This is a genomic window from Sphingobium tyrosinilyticum (assembly GCF_042654265.1).
Classification (GTDB): domain Bacteria; phylum Pseudomonadota; class Alphaproteobacteria; order Sphingomonadales; family Sphingomonadaceae; genus Sphingobium; species Sphingobium tyrosinilyticum.
On record NZ_JBHSFZ010000008.1, the window covers coordinates 167,786 to 184,876 of the forward strand.

The 17,091-nt window shown below is 63.8% G+C and carries 16 protein-coding genes and 1 pseudogene; 8 read left to right on the forward strand and 9 right to left on the reverse strand.

Annotated elements, in window-relative coordinates; translation table 11 throughout:
- Window positions 1-101 precede the first annotated feature (101 nt).
- The 5 genes and pseudogenes from ACFO3E_RS06825 to ACFO3E_RS06845 form a co-directional block, all read left to right on the forward strand.
- Window positions 102-929, forward strand: a pseudogene (locus ACFO3E_RS06825) (N-acetylmuramoyl-L-alanine amidase family protein); the annotation flags it as partial.
- Window positions 930-993: 64 nt separating this feature from the next.
- On the forward strand, window positions 994-3,531 hold the full coding sequence (locus ACFO3E_RS06830) for a penicillin-binding protein 1A (RefSeq protein ID WP_380803372.1): 2,538 nt from the start codon (window positions 994-996) through the stop codon (window positions 3,529-3,531).
- Window positions 3,532-3,703: 172 nt separating this feature from the next.
- On the forward strand, window positions 3,704-4,831 hold the full coding sequence (gene prfB / locus ACFO3E_RS06835; RefSeq protein ID WP_380803374.1) for a peptide chain release factor 2: 1,128 nt from the start codon (window positions 3,704-3,706) through the stop codon (window positions 4,829-4,831).
- Entirely contained in the window at window positions 4,831-5,556 is a 726-nt protein-coding gene (locus ACFO3E_RS06840) for a class I SAM-dependent methyltransferase (protein WP_380803376.1), read from the forward strand. The genes prfB and ACFO3E_RS06840 overlap by 1 nt, the downstream gene beginning before the upstream one ends.
- A gap of 112 nt (window positions 5,557-5,668) precedes the next feature.
- Entirely contained in the window at window positions 5,669-5,980 is a 312-nt protein-coding gene (locus ACFO3E_RS06845) for a PilZ domain-containing protein (protein ID WP_380803378.1), read from the forward strand.
- 3 nt (window positions 5,981-5,983) lie between these two features.
- Here the strand turns inward: ACFO3E_RS06845 and ACFO3E_RS06850 are convergent, their stop codons facing one another.
- The 3 genes from ACFO3E_RS06850 to ACFO3E_RS06860 all read right to left on the reverse strand — a co-directional run bounded on the left by ACFO3E_RS06850 (window position 5,984) and on the right by ACFO3E_RS06860 (window position 8,193).
- Window positions 5,984-6,139, reverse strand: coding sequence for a hypothetical protein (locus ACFO3E_RS06850; RefSeq protein WP_197486261.1), 156 nt, complete (start codon window positions 6,137-6,139; stop codon window positions 5,984-5,986).
- Window positions 6,140-6,158: 19 nt separating this feature from the next.
- Window positions 6,159-6,869 (reverse strand): hypothetical protein, encoded by a 711-nt coding sequence (locus ACFO3E_RS06855; RefSeq protein WP_380803380.1) that lies wholly within the window; start codon window positions 6,867-6,869, stop codon window positions 6,159-6,161.
- A gap of 106 nt (window positions 6,870-6,975) precedes the next feature.
- On the reverse strand, window positions 6,976-8,193 hold the full coding sequence (locus ACFO3E_RS06860; RefSeq protein WP_380803382.1) for a toxic anion resistance protein: 1,218 nt from the start codon (window positions 8,191-8,193) through the stop codon (window positions 6,976-6,978).
- A 195-nt stretch (window positions 8,194-8,388) separates the two neighbouring features.
- Here ACFO3E_RS06860 and typA point away from each other — a divergent pair, with 195 nt between their 5' ends.
- Entirely contained in the window at window positions 8,389-10,209 is a 1,821-nt protein-coding gene (gene typA / locus ACFO3E_RS06865) for a translational GTPase TypA (RefSeq protein ID WP_066526744.1), read from the forward strand.
- Window positions 10,210-10,358: 149 nt separating this feature from the next.
- Window positions 10,359-11,411 (forward strand): DUF1176 domain-containing protein, encoded by a 1,053-nt coding sequence (locus ACFO3E_RS06870; protein WP_380803384.1) that lies wholly within the window; start codon window positions 10,359-10,361, stop codon window positions 11,409-11,411.
- A gap of 11 nt (window positions 11,412-11,422) precedes the next feature.
- Here the strand turns inward: ACFO3E_RS06870 and egtD are convergent, their stop codons facing one another.
- The 5 genes from egtD to gluQRS all read right to left on the reverse strand — a co-directional run bounded on the left by egtD (window position 11,423) and on the right by gluQRS (window position 15,459).
- On the reverse strand, window positions 11,423-12,382 hold the full coding sequence (gene egtD / locus ACFO3E_RS06875) for an L-histidine N(alpha)-methyltransferase (protein WP_380803386.1): 960 nt from the start codon (window positions 12,380-12,382) through the stop codon (window positions 11,423-11,425).
- A gap of 3 nt (window positions 12,383-12,385) precedes the next feature.
- Window positions 12,386-13,654 (reverse strand): ergothioneine biosynthesis protein EgtB, encoded by a 1,269-nt coding sequence (gene egtB / locus ACFO3E_RS06880; protein WP_380803388.1) that lies wholly within the window; start codon window positions 13,652-13,654, stop codon window positions 12,386-12,388.
- A 79-nt stretch (window positions 13,655-13,733) separates the two neighbouring features.
- Window positions 13,734-14,303: a cob(I)yrinic acid a,c-diamide adenosyltransferase gene (locus tag ACFO3E_RS06885; RefSeq protein WP_380803390.1), complete on the reverse strand. Its 570-nt coding sequence runs from the start codon at window positions 14,301-14,303 to the stop codon at window positions 13,734-13,736.
- Window positions 14,304-14,310: 7 nt separating this feature from the next.
- Window positions 14,311-14,544, reverse strand: coding sequence for a twin transmembrane helix small protein (locus tag ACFO3E_RS06890; protein WP_066526757.1), 234 nt, complete (start codon window positions 14,542-14,544; stop codon window positions 14,311-14,313).
- Between the two features lie 9 nt (window positions 14,545-14,553).
- Window positions 14,554-15,459 (reverse strand): tRNA glutamyl-Q(34) synthetase GluQRS, encoded by a 906-nt coding sequence (gene gluQRS / locus ACFO3E_RS06895; RefSeq protein WP_380803393.1) that lies wholly within the window; start codon window positions 15,457-15,459, stop codon window positions 14,554-14,556.
- Window positions 15,460-15,581: 122 nt separating this feature from the next.
- Between gluQRS and ACFO3E_RS06900 the strand changes: the two genes are divergently transcribed.
- Window positions 15,582-16,148: an HNH endonuclease gene (locus ACFO3E_RS06900; RefSeq protein ID WP_066526759.1), complete on the forward strand. Its 567-nt coding sequence runs from the start codon at window positions 15,582-15,584 to the stop codon at window positions 16,146-16,148.
- A 46-nt stretch (window positions 16,149-16,194) separates the two neighbouring features.
- Here the strand turns inward: ACFO3E_RS06900 and ACFO3E_RS06905 are convergent, their stop codons facing one another.
- Window positions 16,195-16,929 (reverse strand): Crp/Fnr family transcriptional regulator, encoded by a 735-nt coding sequence (locus ACFO3E_RS06905; RefSeq protein WP_197486262.1) that lies wholly within the window; start codon window positions 16,927-16,929, stop codon window positions 16,195-16,197.
- Window positions 16,930-17,091 lie beyond the last annotated feature (162 nt).

A 17,091-nucleotide genomic window follows, 5' to 3' on the forward strand; every position in this document is an offset into this window, starting at 1 on the left:
ATGGGGCTGGACGGCCGGGGGCGGCGCGATGCACAAGCGCGGCCATGCTGTACGCTCTTGCCCTGGCAGGCGCCCTCTTCACCAACCCCGCCGTGACGGCGCGCATCGCCTTCGATGCGCCAGCGGCCATGGCGCCGCGGCCGGTCAAGCGGTGGCACAGCATCACCGTGCCGATCCCGCCTGTCGCGCGCGGCCTGTCTCTGCCCCGCGTCGAAGGGCCGGCTGACGCTTCGCGGCCTTTGGTGGTCATCGACGCAGGCCATGGCGGACATGATCCGGGCGCCATCAATGCGCGCACCGGGCAGCGGGAGAAGGACCTGACGCTGGCTATCGCAGAAGCGATCCGCGACGCACTGCTGAAGTCGGGGCGGGTGCGGGTGGCGCTGACTCGGGACGATGATCGCTTCCTGGTGCTGCAGGAACGCTATGGCGTTGCGCGCAAGCTGAATGCGGACCTCTTCCTTTCGGTTCACGCCGATTCGGCGGACAATGAAGAGGCGCAGGGGGCGACGGTTTATACTCTGTCCGAGGTCGCATCAGACCGGGAGGCGGCGCGGATGGCGGCGCGGGAGAACAGGGCGGACGTCCTGAACGGCGTCAATCTGGGTGGGCAGAGGGATGACGTCTCCTCGATCCTCATCGACCTCACTCAGCGCGAAACCATGAGGGAATCAGCGAGTTTCGCGGCCTTGCTGAAGCGGGAGGCGTCGCCCTTCATGGCCTTTCGCAACGTCTTCCATCGCTATGCTTCACTCATGGTTTTGAAGGCGCCCGATACCCCCTCGGTGCTGTTCGAGACGGGGTATCTCAGCAATGACAAGGACGCCGCTTTCCTGGCGTCCCGCACCGGGCGGGCAAGCATCGCCAAAGGCGTGGCGCGAGCGATCGAGGTGTATTTCGCCCGCAGGTTGGCCTTGAGCGGCGGCTGATGGGGCCGCTCCGTCGATCCGCACTGGCGCTGGCTGCATTTTGACCTTAGAGCCTCCTCTCGTCATGGAAGAGGCCCGCCCCGATACCGCCCGATCGTCCTTAGCCGACCGCCTGCGCGGGCATGGGGGCGCGTTCCGGGAGCGGCTCGCGCCGCATTGGGACCGGCGCTGGTTCCGCTGGGCGGCGATCGCCTTGGGGGGGCTGTTCCTTGCGATATTGCTGTTCTGGCTGATCTTCGCGCGCGGCCTGCCCGACGCCGCGACGCTGTTGGAATATGAGCCGCCGCTGCCCACCATCGTGCGCGACATCAACGGCCAGCCGGTGCACAGCTATGCGCGCGAGCGTCGTGTGCAATTGCAATATAGCGATTATCCGCCGCTGCTGATCCGCGCCTATCTGGCCGCCGAGGACAAGACCTTCTTCGACCATCATGGCGTCGATATTCCCGGCTTTTTCGGCGCGGTGTTCGATTATGTCACCAAGATCGGATCGGGCCAGCGCGCCAAGGGCGGCTCCACCATCACGCAGCAGGTGGCGAAGAACCTGCTGATCGGCGATGAATATTCGCCCACGCGCAAGGTGAAGGAAATGATCCTCGCCTATCGCATGGAAGGCGTGCTGAACAAGCAGCAGATCCTCGAACTGTATCTCAACCAGATATTTCTCGGCCGCAACGCCTATGGCGTGCAGGCCGCCGCGCGCGCCTATTTCGACAAGGACGTCGCGGACCTGAAGCTGCACGAAATGGCCTATCTCGCCATTCTGCCGAAGGGTCCCGCCAATTACCGGCCCGAAAGCCCGACCGGCCATGAACGCGCGCTGGAGCGTCGCAACTGGGCGCTGGGCGAAATGCTGAAAAATGGCTGGATCACCCAGGCGCAGCGCGATGAGGCGCAGGCCCAGCCGCTGGGCACGGTGCCGCCGCACGGTTCCGGCTTCGATGCGCGCGCGGGCGGCTATTATATGGAAGAGGTGCGCCGCCGCCTGATCCAGCAGTTCGGGGAAAAGGCCGATGACGGGCCCAACAGCGTCTATGCGGGCGGTCTGTGGGTGCGTAGTCCCTATGATCCCAAGCTGCAGGAAGGTGTCACCACCGCGCTTCGCAACGGTTTGCTGCGGTTCGACGCGGGCAAGGGGTGGTCGGGCCCGGTCGGCAAGATCGACATGGCGCGTGGCTGGAAGCGGGAACTGGCGGCAAGCTATATTGGCATCGACTATGCAGGCTGGCGTATCGGGGCGGTGATCGACCGTAATTCTACCGGAGCCGAGATCGGATTTTCCGACGGATCGGCCGGAACGCTGCCAGCCGGGGCGGCGCAAATGCCCTATCGCCGCGCGGGCGGTCCTGCGTTCAACAGTCTGAAGGCGGGCGACCTGATCGCCGTCGCGCGCAACGGGGCCAGCTGGGCGCTGCGCAATGTGCCCGAAGTATCAGGCGGCATGATGGCGGAGCAGACCCATTCGGGGCGCGTACTCGCCATGCAAGGCGGGTTCGACAGCCGCCTGTCCTCCTATAACCGCGCAACGCAGGCGATGCGTCAGCCGGGCTCCACCATCAAGCCATTCGTCTATGCCGCCGCGCTGGATAATGGCATGACCCCGGCGTCGATCATCGTCGATGGCCCCTTATGCGTCTATCAGGGCGCGGGGCTGGGGCAGAAATGCTTCCGCAACTTCACCGGCGGCAGCGCCGGGCCGCAGACCATGCGCTGGGGCGTCGAGCAGTCGCGCAACCTGATGACCGTGCGCGCGGCCAGCCAGACCGGCATGGACCGCGTGGTCCGCACGATCAAGGCGATGGGGATCGGCGACTATCAGCCCTATCTGTCCTTCGCACTGGGCGCTGGCGAAACGACCGTGGAGCGCATGGTCAACGCTTATGCGATGCTGGCCAACCATGGACGGCAGCTGTCGCCCAAGGTCATGGACTATGTGCAGGATCGTCGTGGCAAGGTGATCTGGCCGCTGCGCTGGCGCGCCTGTGACGGGTGCAACATGGCGAATTGGGATGGCAAGCCGATGCCGCGTTTTGGTTTCGAGGGGCGGCAGGTGATGAACCCGATGACAGCCTATCAGGTGGTGCACATCGCCGAGGGCGTCATCCAGCGCGGCACCGCCACCATCCTCTCGGACCTGAAGCGGCCTTTGTTCGGCAAGACCGGCACCACAAATGGCCCGACGAACGTCTGGTTCGTGGGCGGATCGCCCGACATCGTCGCGGGCGTCTATATCGGCTATGATCAGCCGCGAAGCCTGGGCGGCTGGGCACAAGGCGGCCGCGTCGCCGCTCCGATCTGGAAAGCGGCGATGACGCCGGTGCTGGAGCAAATGCCCAAGACGCCCTTCGTCGCTCCGGCGGGCATCCGCATGGTGACGATCGACCGCCGGTCGGGCAAGCGGGTCTATGGCGTGTGGCCAACCGATGAACCCAAGCCAGCGGTGATCTGGGAGGCGTTCAAGCCCGAGACTGAACCGCGCCGATCGATCCGCAAGGAAGAGGTTGTTGCGCAGGAACAGGCGGCGCAGCGCCGCGAAGCGCGGGCGCAGGTACGGCAGAGGACGGATAGCGACTTCCTGCAGGATCAGGGCGGGATTTATTGAGGCAATCGCATTCGATCGCAGGGTGAGGTCGAGCGCGTCCTTCGACAGGCTCAGGACGAACGGGAGTGGAGTATAGCCGCTGAAGGATTGAATCTTCCCAAAATCTCCTCCCTCGGATAGGGGCTGGCGTTTAGCGCGTTTATGACACGCCCCGAGATTCTGGAGAGTTCCCATGCGCGCCGAAGCGCAGCAATATATCGACCGCATCGATGCCGCGCTGGACCTGCTGCGGCGTTTTCTGGATTGGGACCGCGCGTTGCGCCGCCTGGACGAGCTGAATGCGCGTGTCGAGGATCCGACGCTGTGGGACGACCAGAAAAAGGCGCAGGAAGTGATGCGCGAACGCACCCGGCTGGACGCCGCCATTGGTGCGACCCGCGCGATCGACAGCGAGAAGACCGACACCGCCGAACTTATCGAAATGGCCGATGCTGAAGGCGACGAGGATATGGTGAGCGAAGCCATCGCTTCGCTGAAGGCGCTCGCCGAGCGGGCCGATGAGGACAAGATCAAGGCGCTGCTGGCGGGGGAAGCCGACGCCAGCGATACCTATCTGGAAATCCACGCAGGCGCAGGCGGCACCGAGAGCCAGGATTGGGCGGAGATGCTATCGCGCATGTACCGCCGCTGGGCCGAGCGGCGCGGCTATAAGGTGGAGCTGGTGGACTATCAGGCGGGCGACCAGGCGGGCATCAAGTCCGCAACCTTCCTGTTCAAGGGCGAGAATGCCTATGGCTATGCCAAGACCGAAAGCGGCGTACATCGCCTCGTCCGCATCAGCCCCTATGACAGTTCGGCGCGGCGGCACACCAGCTTTTCGTCGGTCTGGGTCTATCCGGTGATCGACGACAATATCGAGATCGACGTCAATGAAGGCGACCTGAAGATCGATACCTATCGCGCATCGGGCGCGGGCGGGCAGCACGTCAACACGACCGATTCCGCCGTCCGCATCACCCATATTCCGTCGGGCATCATCGTCGCGTCGCAGAATGACCGGTCGCAGCACAAGAACCGCGCGACGGCGATGAACATGCTGAAGGCGCGGCTCTATGAGGCCGAACTGCAGAAGCGGGAAGCGGCGGCGTCCGGCGAATATCAGGCCAAGACGGAGATCGGCTGGGGCCATCAGATCCGTTCCTATGTGCTTCAGCCCTATCAGCTGGTGAAGGACCTGCGCACCGGCGTCACCTCTACCTCGCCTGACGATGTGCTGGACGGCGCACTCGATCCCTTCATGGCCGCCGCGCTCAGCCAGAAGGTGACGGGCGAGAAGGTCGATGTGGAGGATGTCGATTGATGATGCGAGCGGCGCTGGCGGGATCATTGCTCCTGCTGGCGGGCTGTAGCCTGTTATCACCCGCCAAGGAGGATGACCGGCCAGCCGGCGCGCGCGATTTTCCTCGCGCCGACCGCCCGGTGGCCCCAATCGTTTCGACCCGCTGGTCGAGCGAAGAAGCGCGCGACCGCGTCAACGAAGCCGACGACATCATGGATCGTGCAGGTATTCGGCCCGGCATGACTGTGGCGGACATAGGCGCGGGCGAGGGCTACTACACCGTTCGCCTCGCCAACCGTGTGGGCGCCAAGGGCCGGGTGCTGGCGGAGGATATCATGCCCGAGGTGATCGAGGCGCTGTCCCGTCGCATCACCCGCGAGGACTGGCGCAATGTCAGCGTACGGCTGGGCGCGCCCGAGGATCCGAGGCTTCCAGAGAACAGCTTCGACCGCATCCTGATGGTCCATATGTATCATGAGATTGCCGAGCCCTACGCTTTCCTGTGGCATTTGAGCCCAGCGCTGAAGGCCGATGGCGAGTTGATCGTGGTCGATGCCAACCGTCCGACCCCGCAACATGGCACGCCGCCGCGCCTCCTGGTCTGCGAGCTGGCGGCAGTTGGCTTCCGGCTGGAGGAGCTGATCCCCAAGCCAACGGCAGGCGGATATTTTGCCCGCTTCCGCCGGGTCGCCGCCCGGCCCGCGCCGGAGAGTATCGTTCCCTGTACGATAAAAAGCGGAAACTAACGTAAATTAGCGGGTTTCCTTGGACAAAAACGCGGCTAATGGGCCGTTAACCATGATCCTGTGGATCGCTTTGACCTTTTCGTGATTGAATGGCCCGTGGGAGAGGCTCGATATGATCGACCAAAGCAGAAGCCCGGCGGCCAATGCGGAGCAGCGCCGGCACACGGCCCGGCACAAGATGTTCGGCCCGGTCACGTTGCGCGTCGGCAGCGCCGAGATGCGGGGCCATTTTCTCGACCTGTCCTCTTCTGGTGCGCTGGCCCATTGCGAAACGCCACCTGTTGCAGGTGCCTATATATTCGTATCGGCGCTGGGGATGGAGGCAAGCGGCCGGGTGATGTGGGCGCGCGGCAAGCGGTTCGGCATTCAGTTCAGCCAGCCTCTGTCGGAAGAGGCGGTGGAAAGGCTGATCAGCGGCGCATGACGGTCAGCCGCGGCGCCGCCATTTCCTGAACAACGATGCGCTGACGAGGCCGCCGCCGACCAGGGCTGCAATCACGCCGCCCGCCGAGGCGAGCGCCCAGGCGCCAGCCGCGAGCAGGCCGGTCAGGAAATCGACGATGATCAGCGTCAGATGGATCATGGGAGGAAGGACGGCTGGGCTAGCGGCCCAGTTCCTTCGCCTCCTGATATTTCAGTTCCAGAAAGCGGTTCTGCACCGCCAGCTTGTCTATGTCGCCGCTGGCCAGCGTCTCGCTGATCCGCGCTAGTTCGGTGTCGATGACGGTCAGCCCTTCGACCAGCTGCTGTTCGGGAATGCGGCCATTGCGCTCTTCGCGGCGGAGCGGGGCAGGGATAGACTCATAGCCGGTAACCAGTTCGGGCAGATGATCGGACAGCAGCTTGCGGATCTCCTGGGCCGCCGGTTCCTGATCGGTTAGTCGCTCAAGTTGCGGGGCGAGCGTCTCCAGCTTGACGCCGATGCTGTCGGCCAGCGTGAGCGCTGGCGGTGGCAATGCCTTGCGCTGATTGTCGAGCCAGATCTCGGTCTGAAGCGGGAGTGCGGGCAGGGGCGTCGCGGCCAGCGCGGCGGTCCTCACGCGTGGCTCGGTAGGAAGGGCGGCGATCAGCAGCAGCGCTGCGATCATGATGCCGAGCGCGACCATCACGCCGGTGGTGCCGAGCGGCATGACGAAGCCGGCGGCGATGCTGGCGACCAAGACGGCTATCACGGTCCAGAAGGCATATTTGAGCTTCCGCATCAGCGCCGCGTTGCGCCTCTGCCGCGCACGGGCCGAAAGGCTCTGGCCGCGCTCGCTGTGGCGGCGCAGGACTGCCTCGGCGTCGGCAAGCACGCGGTCGGAGCGGGTCATGTGAACAATGTCTCCAGCTCTGCTCGTTTCGAGCGAAGACGAGAAACCTCGCGCATCCGTCTCTCGACTCTGCTCGAAACGAGCGGGGGCCGGGAGTTTCTCATCTTCACCCCTCGACCGCACTTAAGAGAGGATTGTCGGCGCGGGCCTGGCTCGCCGCCTGGGCCTGACCCTCGGCGCGGGCGATATAGCCCTTCGACTTCTCCACCTCACTCGTCAGCGTGTTAACCGTAGTCTTCATATTCTCCAGCGCCTTCGCCTTGAAGCTGTCGATGCTGTCCATCGTGTCATAGATATTCTGGAAGGCGCGCTGGAGCGTTTCGATGGGGATGGTGCTGGACGCGGCCTGCTCATGGATGGCGGCGGTCTGGTTCTTCAGCATCTCTCCAGTCGAATCGATCATGTTGGCGGTCGTCGTGTTGAGCGCGGTTATCTGCTCCAGCACCAGCTTTTGCCCAACGAGCGCCTGCGCCACGGTGACGGCGGTGCGCAGGGCCGCGACGGTAGTGGTGCTGGCGCGATCGACGCCCTTCACCAGTTCGACATTGTTCTTCTTGACGAGGTCGAGGGCCAGATAGCCCTGCACCGTCACCGCCATCTGCGTCAGCAGGTCCTGGGTTCGCTGGCGGATGTAGAAAAGCGCGCTCTCGCGGATCGCCTTCGCCTTGGCGGGGTCGGAGGAGTCCAGCTCCAGCGCCTTCGCCTCCAGCCTGGCGTCGAGCGTCTTTGATATGTGGATCATCTGTTCCAGCCGGCCCATGGCGGCCCACATATTCTGCCGCTCGACATCGATCGCGGCATTGTCCTTGATCAGCACATCCTTGCCGCTGGCGAGCGAACCAAGGATCGAATTGATGTGGCCCTGCGCGCTTTTGTAGCTGTCGAAATAATCGCGCATCTTGTTGCCGAAGGGGATCAGGCCGAACAGCTTCTTGGGCGCAAGCAGGCTGTCGCGCTTGCCGGGGTCGAGATCCTCGACGGTGCGGCGCAGCTGCGCCAGGTCGGCGCCGACCTTGTTGTCGCTGTCCATCGCCCGCACCGGGCGGTCGAGGAAGCGATTGCTGTGCCCAGCGGCCTCGGCAATCTCCTTGCGGCCCATGTTGGTGAGCTGATCGACGCGCTGTCCGAATTCGGGAGAGTTGGCGTCCTGCGCGACCAGATCGTCGATGAAGGCATCGACCTTCTCGTCCAGCTTGGAGCGTTTTTCATCGTCCAGCGGCACCAGCCCTGCCGCCTTGTCTGGCGCGACGGGCGGCACCGGATCGGGCGGCGTCAAGTTGAGCGGATCGGCGGTAGTCGTCGTGCTGGACGCGGTGCTGGCCATAACGTCTCCTTCGAGCTGTTATATGTGACTATAACAGTTACGCTTCAATCCGGAATATGGCCGTCTGTTCCGGCCGATGCAATTGCGCGGCAGCCGTGGCGCCTTGCCGCAACGCGTCATTTCCTGTAGGGGCGCGCGCGATACTCTGGTCAGGCGCGGTGCCTGCCGGGAAAACCGACATCCCAAAGGCAAGACATGTCCCTGCGTAATATCGCGATCATCGCGCACGTCGATCACGGCAAGACCACGCTCGTCGATCAGCTGTTCCGCCAGTCCGGCACCTTCCGCGACAACCAGCGCGTCGAGGAACGCGCCATGGACTCGAACGACCTGGAAAAGGAGCGCGGCATCACCATCCTGGCGAAGCCGACCTCGGTCGAATGGAACGGCGTCCGCATCAACATCGTCGATACCCCCGGCCACGCCGACTTCGGCGGCGAGGTGGAGCGCATCCTCTCCATGGTCGATGGCGTCATCCTGCTGGTCGATTCGTCGGAAGGCGCGATGCCGCAGACGAAATTCGTGACCGGCAAGGCGCTCGCGCTGGGCCTGAAGCCCATCGTCGTCGTCAACAAGATCGACCGTCCGGACGAGCGCATCCAGGAAGTGCTGGACGAGGTGTTCGACCTGTTCGTCACGCTCGACGCGACCGACGAACAGCTGGACTTCCCCGTGCTCTATGCTTCGGGCCGCAACGGCTATGCCAATGACGATCCGAGCCTGCGCTCGGGTACGCTGGAGCCGATGTTCCAGAAGATCGTCGATCATGTGCCGCCGCCGTCGCTGGACCAGGACGCGCCGTTCAGCTTCCTCGTGACGCTGCTCGACCGCGACAATTTCCTCGGTCGCATCCTGACCGGCCGCGTTCAGTCCGGCACGGTCAAGGTCAACCAGCCGATCCATGCCCTCGACATGGACGGCAATGTGATCGAAACCGGCCGCGCGTCGAAGATCATGTCGTTCCGCGGCCTCGACCGCGTTCCGGTGGAAGAGGCGAAGGCAGGCGACATCATCAGCCTCGCGGGCCTCACCGTCGCGACCGTCGCCAACACCATCTGCGATACGTTGGTCAGCACGCCGATCCAGGCGCAGCCGATCGATCCGCCGACCCTGTCGATGCGCTTTGCCGTCAATGATTCGCCGATGGCGGGCCGCGAAGGCAGCAAGGTGACGAGCCGCATGATCCGCGACCGTCTGGCCCGCGAAGCCGAATCGAACGTGGCGATCAAGGTGACCGAGAGCGACGACAAGGACAGCTTCGAGGTGGCCGGGCGCGGTGAATTGCAGCTGGGCGTGCTCATCGAAACCATGCGCCGCGAAGGCTTTGAACTCGGCATCTCGCGCCCGCGCGTGCTGTTCGGTGAGGACGAGAATGGCAACAAGACCGAGCCTTATGAAATCGTAGTGATCGATGTGGACGATGAATTTTCCGGCACGGTCGTCGACAAGATGAACATCCGCAAGGCCGAGATGACCGACATGCGTCCCTCGGGCGGCGGCAAGACCCGCATCACCTTCTCCGCGCCGTCGCGCGGCCTGATCGGCTATCATGGCGAATTCCTGTCCGACACGCGCGGCACAGGGATCATGAACCGGCTGTTCGAGAAATATGGCCCGCACAAGGGCAAGATCGAAGGCCGCAAGAATGGCGTGCTGATCTCCAACGGATCGGGCGAGGCCAATGCCTATGCGCTGGGCCCGCTGGAAGAGCGCGGCGTCCTGATGGTCGGCGTGGGCGAAGCGCTCTACGAAGGCATGATCATCGGTGAGAACGCCAAGCCGGAAGATCTGGAAGTCAATCCGATGAAGTCGAAGGCGCTGACCAACTTCCGCGCAAGCGGCAAGGATGACAGCATCCGCCTGACCCCGCCGCGCAAGCTGACGCTGGAACAGGCGATCGCCTATATCGACGATGATGAAATGGTTGAGGTGACGCCCAAGACGATCCGTCTGCGCAAGCGCTATCTCGACCCCAACGAGCGCAAGCGCATGTCGCGCGCCAAGGCGGCTGCTTGATGCATGAGGCCGGTGTCGAAGGACACCGGCCTTTTTCTTTTGGGATGTGGGGACTGCGTGGCGCGGGGGGAGAAGCTGGGCCGGGATGACAAGCCATCCCGATAACGGAGACCCTACCATAGGTTTATCAATTAAGTTATAGTTAGCCTATGGGGGAGAAACTTATGTTCGCGCTGGCGGCGTTGCTGTCGGCTATCACCGGCTTGGCTCCGGCGCTTGCTCAATCGCCGCGGCCTGGCTCCTTGGAAACCTACAAGGACTGGACCATCGGCTGCGACAATCGCGCCCGATGCGAAGCCGTGTCGCTGCTTCCGGAAGGCGGCGATTGGCCGGATGCGCCGGTAACGCTTGGCCTCCGGCGCGACGCCGGCGGGGCGGCTGAACCCGAAATATGGCTGAGCCGCGATGCCAAGGGGCGGGAAGAACTGAGCTTTTTCGTCGATGGCCGCAAGATCGCCAGCGCCCCGAGCCGGGATGGAGAGGCTGCGCTTCAGGGGCCGCAGGCGGCTGCGCTTGCCGTCGCGATGACGCGCGGCGCGAAGCTGGAGGTGCGCTCGGCTGGCGGTCTGATCGCGCAGCCTTCGCTCGCGGGAGCGGCGGCGGCAATGCGCTATATGGATGCGCGGCAAGGGCGCGCGGGCACGATGGCGGCGCTGGTGGCCACTGGGCCGCTGAGCCCTAGCGCGGTGCGTGCCGCTCCGCCGCTTGCGTCGATCCGCCGTGCGCTGATCCCTGCGGGGGCCGCGCCGGTCACGCTATGGCGTGAAGAGTTGGCGGCATTGGGCAAGTTTACGGCTTGCGCCGACGAGATGCGCGACGCGTCCCCGCCCGACCTTTATCGGCTGTCAAAGAGCGAAACGCTGGTGCTCGTCCCCTGTGGAGCGGGCGCCTATAATTTCTCCGCCGTGCCGGTCATCGCCACCGGCATTCCAGGCCGGCGCAGCTTCCGCTTCGCCAGCTTCGACTATCAACCGGGATGGAGCGGGGATGCGGCGCATCCGGTGCTGGTCAACGCGTCATGGTCGCCCGAAAGCTCGTCGCTTGAAAGCCATGCCAAGGGCAGGGGCCTGGGCGATTGCGGTAGCAGCGAATCCTATGTGTGGGATGGCGTGCGCTTCCGCCTGGCGGAGGCGAGCGCCATGGCGGAATGCCGTGGTGCCTGGCATTGGATAACCACTTGGTCGGCCAAGGTGGTGGACTGAAGCCAGGGGGATCAGGCGGCCGAGGCGAGGATCAGCGAGAATAAGCCTTCGTCATCCGACCATTGACGCGTGGGTTCCCATCCGCCCGCACGCAACAGCAGCCTTTCGTCGCGCTGCCCATATTTGTGGCTGCTCTCGGTATGGATCGTCTCCCCCGCTGCCATGTCGAAGCAGTAGCCGGCGACATGGAAATGGAGTGGCCGTAGCGCCTCCAAATGCATTTCGATCCGCGCCTTGTCGTCGTTCCAGACCGCCCGGTGCGCGAAGGCTTCCAACGGCAAGTCTCCCTGCAACTCGCGATTGATGCGGGTGAGGAGGTTGAGGTTGAAGGCGGCGGTGACGCCAGCGGCATCATCATAGGCGGAGACCAGCCGGGCGGGGTCCTTGATCCGGTCCATGCCGATCAGCAGCATTGCTTCCTCGCCGAGCAGGCGGCGCATGGCCCTTAAAAGATCGACCGCGCCTGCAGGTTCCAGATTGCCGATGGTCGATCCTGGGAAGAAGCCAAGGCGCGGCAACCCGTGGATCGCCGCGGGGAGGGAAAGGTCGGCGTTAAAGTCGCCCACCAAGGGCAGCACCGGCAGGCCGGGAAAGGCGGCGGCGAGCGCAGCGCTGCTCGCATGCAGAAAATCGCCGCTGATGTCGATCGGCACATAGGCGACGGGGTCTATTGCGCGCAGCAGGTGCGGCGTCTTGCGCGCGCTGCCTGCGCCGAATTCGATGACCGCGCGGCCAGGGCCGATAGCCTCTGCAAAGTCGGGGCCGTGACGCTGCAGCAGGCCGGTTTCGGTGCGGGTGGGATAATATTCGGGCAGGTCGGCAATGGCTTCGAACAGTTCAGAACCGCGCTGATCGTAGAACCAGATGGGCGGCGTCGCCTTGGGAAAGCGGGACAGCCCCTCTACTATGTCGCGGCAAAATGCCGGGTCGGCGGCAGGCGCGGTCGATAGCGGTTCTCGGGTCAGCAGCATCCGTCAGAGATCCTTCGCCAGCCGCAGTCCGGTGAACTGCCAGCGCTGATGCGGGTAGAAGAAGTTGCGGTAGCTTGCCCGGACATGGCCGCGCGGCGTGGCGCAACTGCCGCCCTTCAGCACGAACTGACCGGACATGAACTTGCCATTATATTCGCCCAACGCGCCGTCATCGGCGTGAAAGCCGGGATAGGGGCGATAAGCGCTGCCGGTCCATTCCCACACGTCGCCGAACATGCGCGTGAGCGCCGAGTTGTCATCTGTCGCCTGCGGGCGGGGGCAGGCGGGGCCGTCCAACTGGTTGCCGCTGGTCGGCGGAACATTGAGTGCGCCGCTCTCCCATTCCTCCTCGGTCGGAAGGCGTGCGCCCGCCCAGCGGGCATAGGCATCGGCTTCATATAGGCTGATGTGGCAGACCGGGGCGGCGGGATTGACGGGCTTGCGGCCGTCCAGGCCGAAGCGGGTCCAGCCCTGCTGTTCCTGCCGCCAGTAGAGGGGCGCCGCTATGGCTTCCGCCTGCGTCCATGCCCACCCGTCCGACAGCCAAAGCGCCGGATCGCGATAGCCGCCATCCTCGATAAAGCCGATCCATTCGGCGTTGGTGACAGGCCGGTGGGCCAGTGCATGCGGGTGGAGCAACGCCTTGTGCCGGGGACCTTCGCAGTCAAAGGCGAAGTCGCCTTTGCCGTCATCGCCAATTTCCACCAAGCCTTGACGCCCTTCGATCCAGTGAATGGCTCCAGGCAGTGCGGCGGGCATGCCGCTGGGCGCGTCGAACAGCGCAGGCTCCAGCGGGTTGAGCGAAAGAAGGTGCTGGATGTCGGTCAGCATTAGTTCCTGATGCTGCTGTTCATGCTGGAGGCCGAGCATCACCAGCGCCTGCGCCTGCGGGTCCATGCCGGGCAGGGCGGCGAGCAGCGCGGCATCCACATGGGCGCGGTAGCTCAGGATATCGTCGAGCGAGGGGCGGGTCAGCATGCCACGCAGCGGCCGGGCATGACGCTCGCCTTCCCCTTCATAATAGCTGTTGAAGAGATAAGCGTAATGCGGATCGAAGGGGCGATAGCTGGGCAGATGGTCGCGCAGAACAAAAGTTTCGAAGAACCAGCTCGTATGCGCGAGGTGCCATTTGGCCGGTGACGCGTCGGGCATGGACTGCGCCGTGGCGTCAGCATCGGATAGCGGCGCGGCCAGCGCTTCGCTCAACGCGCGAACGTCGCGGTAGCGGGGCGTCAGATCCTCCTGGCCCGGTGCTGTCCGGCTTTTCGCCATCCTTGCCCCTTCTCACAGGTTTGTGCTGCACTTGCAAAAACAAGCGCATGAGGGGCGGGTTAGGTTCCGGAAAAGCGGGCTAGCGGGACGCGCCGGGCACCCATTTGACGTCGCCTGCGCCATTGCCGTTGAGGCGCCGGGCGAGGACGAAGAGCAGGTCGGACAGGCGGTTGAGATAGGCAAGCGCCTGAGGATTGAGCGCGACTTCCACCGCGGCGGCGGTGGCGCTGCGTTCGGCCCGGCGGGTGATGGCGCGGGCCAGATGGACGGCGGCGGCGGCCGGCGATCCGCCGGGCAGGATGAAGCTGTCGAGCGGTTGCAGATCGGCGTTCATCGCGTCGATCTGCTCCTCCAGCCGTTTGACTTGGCTGGCGATGATGCGCAGCGCCCAGGGTTCGTCCTCTCCCTCCGGCACTGGCGTCGCGAGGTCTGCGCCGAGGTCGAACAGGTCATTCTGTATGGTGGTCAGCCACGCAGCCTCGGCCGTGTCGCCAATCGCGAGGACGGCGAGGCCGATGGCGCTGTTCGCCTCATCCACATCGCCGACCGCCTGCATGCGCGGCGCATGCTTGGGCAGGCGCGATCCATCGACAAGGCCGGTCGTGCCCGCGTCGCCGGTGCGGGTGTAGATCTTGTTCAGCTTCACCATGTGGGGATCAGCCGTTCCCCTTCATCAGCAGCAGGATCGCCACGATGATGATGGCCGCCGCCTGGAACAGGATGCGGTTCATCATCATCTTGTTCTGCTTGAGGCTGGAGGGGCTGGGCGTGCCGTCCGGCGCGTTCAGTTGCTCCTTGCTGGCCTGCAGAAAGGCGATGATGCCGCGGATCAGCGCGAACAGGGTCGCGGCCATGGCGAGGATGAGGGCAATCACAAGAACGGTGTTCATGATGCGAATCTAAGCTTTGGCCAGCGAAATGCCAACCGGAAAGCGCGCGTTGCGCAGATCGGATGCGAGCCTTTGCGGATCCACGCCTTGCGCCCGCAAATCGGCCAGCGCGATCGATCCATCCCGCTTGGCAAGCCGCTTGCCATCCGCGCCCACAAGCAGCGGATGATGGCAGTAGATGGGTGAGGGAAGGCCGAGCAGCGCCTGAAGCAGGCGGTGGACATGGGTGGCGGCAAACAGATCCTGGCCGCGCAAGACATGGGTTACGCCCATCGCCGCGTCATCGAGGGTGCAGGAAAGGTGATAGCTGGCGGGGGCGTCCTTGCGGGTGAGGACCACGTCACCTGCTGCGAGGGGATCGGCCTGAACAAATTCCATCCGCACTGAAGAGAGGGGATGGCCTTCGACAGGCTCCGTTCGACCGGGAAAAGGGATGTTCAGCCAATCACGTTGCCCAACCTGTTGAACCGCCTTCGCCATATCGATCCGCCAGGCATGCGGCTCGCCCGCAGCGATCCGCCTCTCCCGCTCCGTTGGCGATAGACCCCGGCATGTTCCAGGATAGACCGGACCTTCAGGACCATGGGGCGCGCTCGCGCTGGCGGCGATGTCGGCGCGGGTGCAGAAGCAGGGATAGAGCAGGTCCATCGCCCGCAATCGTGCGAGCGCGGCTTCATATTGGCCGAGGCGATAGGACTGGAAGACGATCTCACCGTCCCAGGCCACCCCCAACCAGTTGAGGTCCTCGACAATCCCGGCGACATGTTCCGGGCGGCTCCGCGTGCCGTCAATATCTTCGATCCGAAGGCGAAACGACCCGCCATTTTCGCGGGCGAAGTCCATCGCCAGCAGGGCGGACCAGCCATGGCCGATATGCAGTCTGCCGGTAGGGCTGGGCGCGAAGCGCGTTACCATATGCTGTGGGGCTGGCGAATGGTTCATACAGGCCCTTGACGGGTCGGGGTGGTTAATGCTGTCATGTTGCCGTCACGTTCCTGATCAATCAGGACCTGGCAATTGGGGGTTCGAGGGTTCTTATGTACCATCCCGACCTGATACGACATCCGGAAAACTGTCCGGCATTGGTGTTGAATGCTGATTATACGCCGTTAAGCTATTATCCGCTGAGCCTCTGGCCCTGGCAGACCGCCATCAAGGCGGTTTTTTTGGAACGGGTGGACATCGTCGCCAGCTATGAGCGGGAGGTGCACAGCCCCAGCCTGCAGATGAAAATACCCTCGGTCATCGCGCTCAAGCAATATGTGAGGCCGTCCGAGCATCCTGCCTTCACCCGATTCAACCTCTTCCTGCGTGACCGCTTCGCCTGCCAATATTGCGGATCGCCGCACGATCTGACTTTCGACCATGTCATTCCCCGCCGCGCGGGCGGTCGCACCACATGGGAAAATGTCGCCACCGCCTGTTCGCCCTGCAATCTCAAAAAGGGCGGGCGCACGCCCAAGGAAGCGCATATGCAATTGCATGTGACGCCGATCCGGCCGACCACCTGGCAGTTGCAGGAACATGGCCGCGCCTTTCCGCCTAACTACCTGCATGAAAGCTGGCATGACTGGCTTTACTGGGACGTCGAACTGCTGGCTTGACCTTCTCCAATTTCCCTCCCGCTCGCGGGAGGGGGACTAAGTCGTGTCAACCCAGCCCTGGAATCCAGTCCAGGTCCACATCCTTGTGCCGGTTGGTGTAATGGCCGATTTCTTCCAGCCGGGCCATGTTGAGCAGGGTGATGCGGCCGTTCGCCCGGCTGATTAGCCCTTCCTGTTCCATCTGGCGCACCATGCGGTTCACATGGACGGAGGTAAGGCCGATGGCATCGCCAATCTCCTCCTGCGTCAGTTTGAGGTCGAAACTGTCGGTCACCCCATCGTCCGTGACGCGCAAACGGTCGAAAATGTCGAGCAGGAAGGCTGCCACCCGCGCCTTGGCCGATGTGCGTCCCAGCGAAGCGAGGCGATCGGTCAGCGCCACCTTTTCCGAACTGGACAGCAGGAACAGCAGCGCCGCAACGCGCGGATATTGTTCGAGCAAGCGGCGCAGGGCATGCTTGTCGAAGGGGCAGATGATCGCGTCGGACAGGGCTACCAATGATTCCGGCGCCTTGCTGTAGATGGTGCTGGCCGATCCGATGAAATCGCCGGGAAAATAGACCCGCAGAATCTGGCGGCTGCCATCCGGCAGGATGACGAAGCTCATCACGCGCCCTTCGCGCAGGACGAACAATTCCGTGACCGTTTCGTTGACGCGCTGGATCATCGCGCCGCGCTTCACCTTGCGCGGATTTTCCTCAAGTCTGGTCAGCGCGTTTTTTTCCGCCTCGGAAAGAGGCACATTTTTGGCCAATCTTTCCGCGAAACAACTTGTCGCCACCCAAAGCACCTTTTTATCAAATTTGTCGTTACGATGGCAAAACGCCCCTTGCGTCTTTTGGCTGCATTTCCGGGCGCTGCACTAAACTCGATCAATATCGCGTCGGGGAGAGTGCAATTGTTTCCCAAAGCGTATCTCCGCGGACACGCATTGCGGAGCCAA

What these genes read in the sequence shown, in the direction of transcription:
- egtB (WP_380803388.1), bottom strand. Translation starts at nt 13,654, where the DNA reads ATGGCGAAAAGCCGGACAGCACCGGGCCAGGAGGATCTGACGCCCCGC.
- ACFO3E_RS06840 (WP_380803376.1), top strand. Translation starts at nt 4,831, where the DNA reads ATGATGCGAGCGGCGCTGGCGGGATCATTGCTCCTGCTGGCGGGCTGT.
- ACFO3E_RS06855 (WP_380803380.1), bottom strand. Translation starts at nt 6,869, where the DNA reads ATGACCCGCTCCGACCGCGTGCTTGCCGACGCCGAGGCAGTCCTGCGC.
- ACFO3E_RS06900 (WP_066526759.1), top strand. Translation starts at nt 15,582, where the DNA reads ATGTACCATCCCGACCTGATACGACATCCGGAAAACTGTCCGGCATTG.
- ACFO3E_RS06890 (WP_066526757.1), bottom strand. Translation starts at nt 14,544, where the DNA reads ATGAACACCGTTCTTGTGATTGCCCTCATCCTCGCCATGGCCGCGACC.
- ACFO3E_RS06830 (WP_380803372.1), top strand. Translation starts at nt 994, where the DNA reads ATGGAAGAGGCCCGCCCCGATACCGCCCGATCGTCCTTAGCCGACCGC.
- ACFO3E_RS06870 (WP_380803384.1), top strand. Translation starts at nt 10,359, where the DNA reads ATGGGGGAGAAACTTATGTTCGCGCTGGCGGCGTTGCTGTCGGCTATC.
- prfB (WP_380803374.1), top strand. Translation starts at nt 3,704, where the DNA reads ATGCGCGCCGAAGCGCAGCAATATATCGACCGCATCGATGCCGCGCTG.
- ACFO3E_RS06850 (WP_197486261.1), bottom strand. Translation starts at nt 6,139, where the DNA reads ATGATCCATCTGACGCTGATCATCGTCGATTTCCTGACCGGCCTGCTC.
- egtD (WP_380803386.1), bottom strand. Translation starts at nt 12,382, where the DNA reads ATGCTGCTGACCCGAGAACCGCTATCGACCGCGCCTGCCGCCGACCCG.
- gluQRS (WP_380803393.1), bottom strand. Translation starts at nt 15,459, where the DNA reads ATGGTAACGCGCTTCGCGCCCAGCCCTACCGGCAGACTGCATATCGGC.
- ACFO3E_RS06885 (WP_380803390.1), bottom strand. Translation starts at nt 14,303, where the DNA reads ATGGTGAAGCTGAACAAGATCTACACCCGCACCGGCGACGCGGGCACG.
- typA (WP_066526744.1), top strand. Translation starts at nt 8,389, where the DNA reads ATGTCCCTGCGTAATATCGCGATCATCGCGCACGTCGATCACGGCAAG.
- ACFO3E_RS06860 (WP_380803382.1), bottom strand. Translation starts at nt 8,193, where the DNA reads ATGGCCAGCACCGCGTCCAGCACGACGACTACCGCCGATCCGCTCAAC.
- ACFO3E_RS06845 (WP_380803378.1), top strand. Translation starts at nt 5,669, where the DNA reads ATGATCGACCAAAGCAGAAGCCCGGCGGCCAATGCGGAGCAGCGCCGG.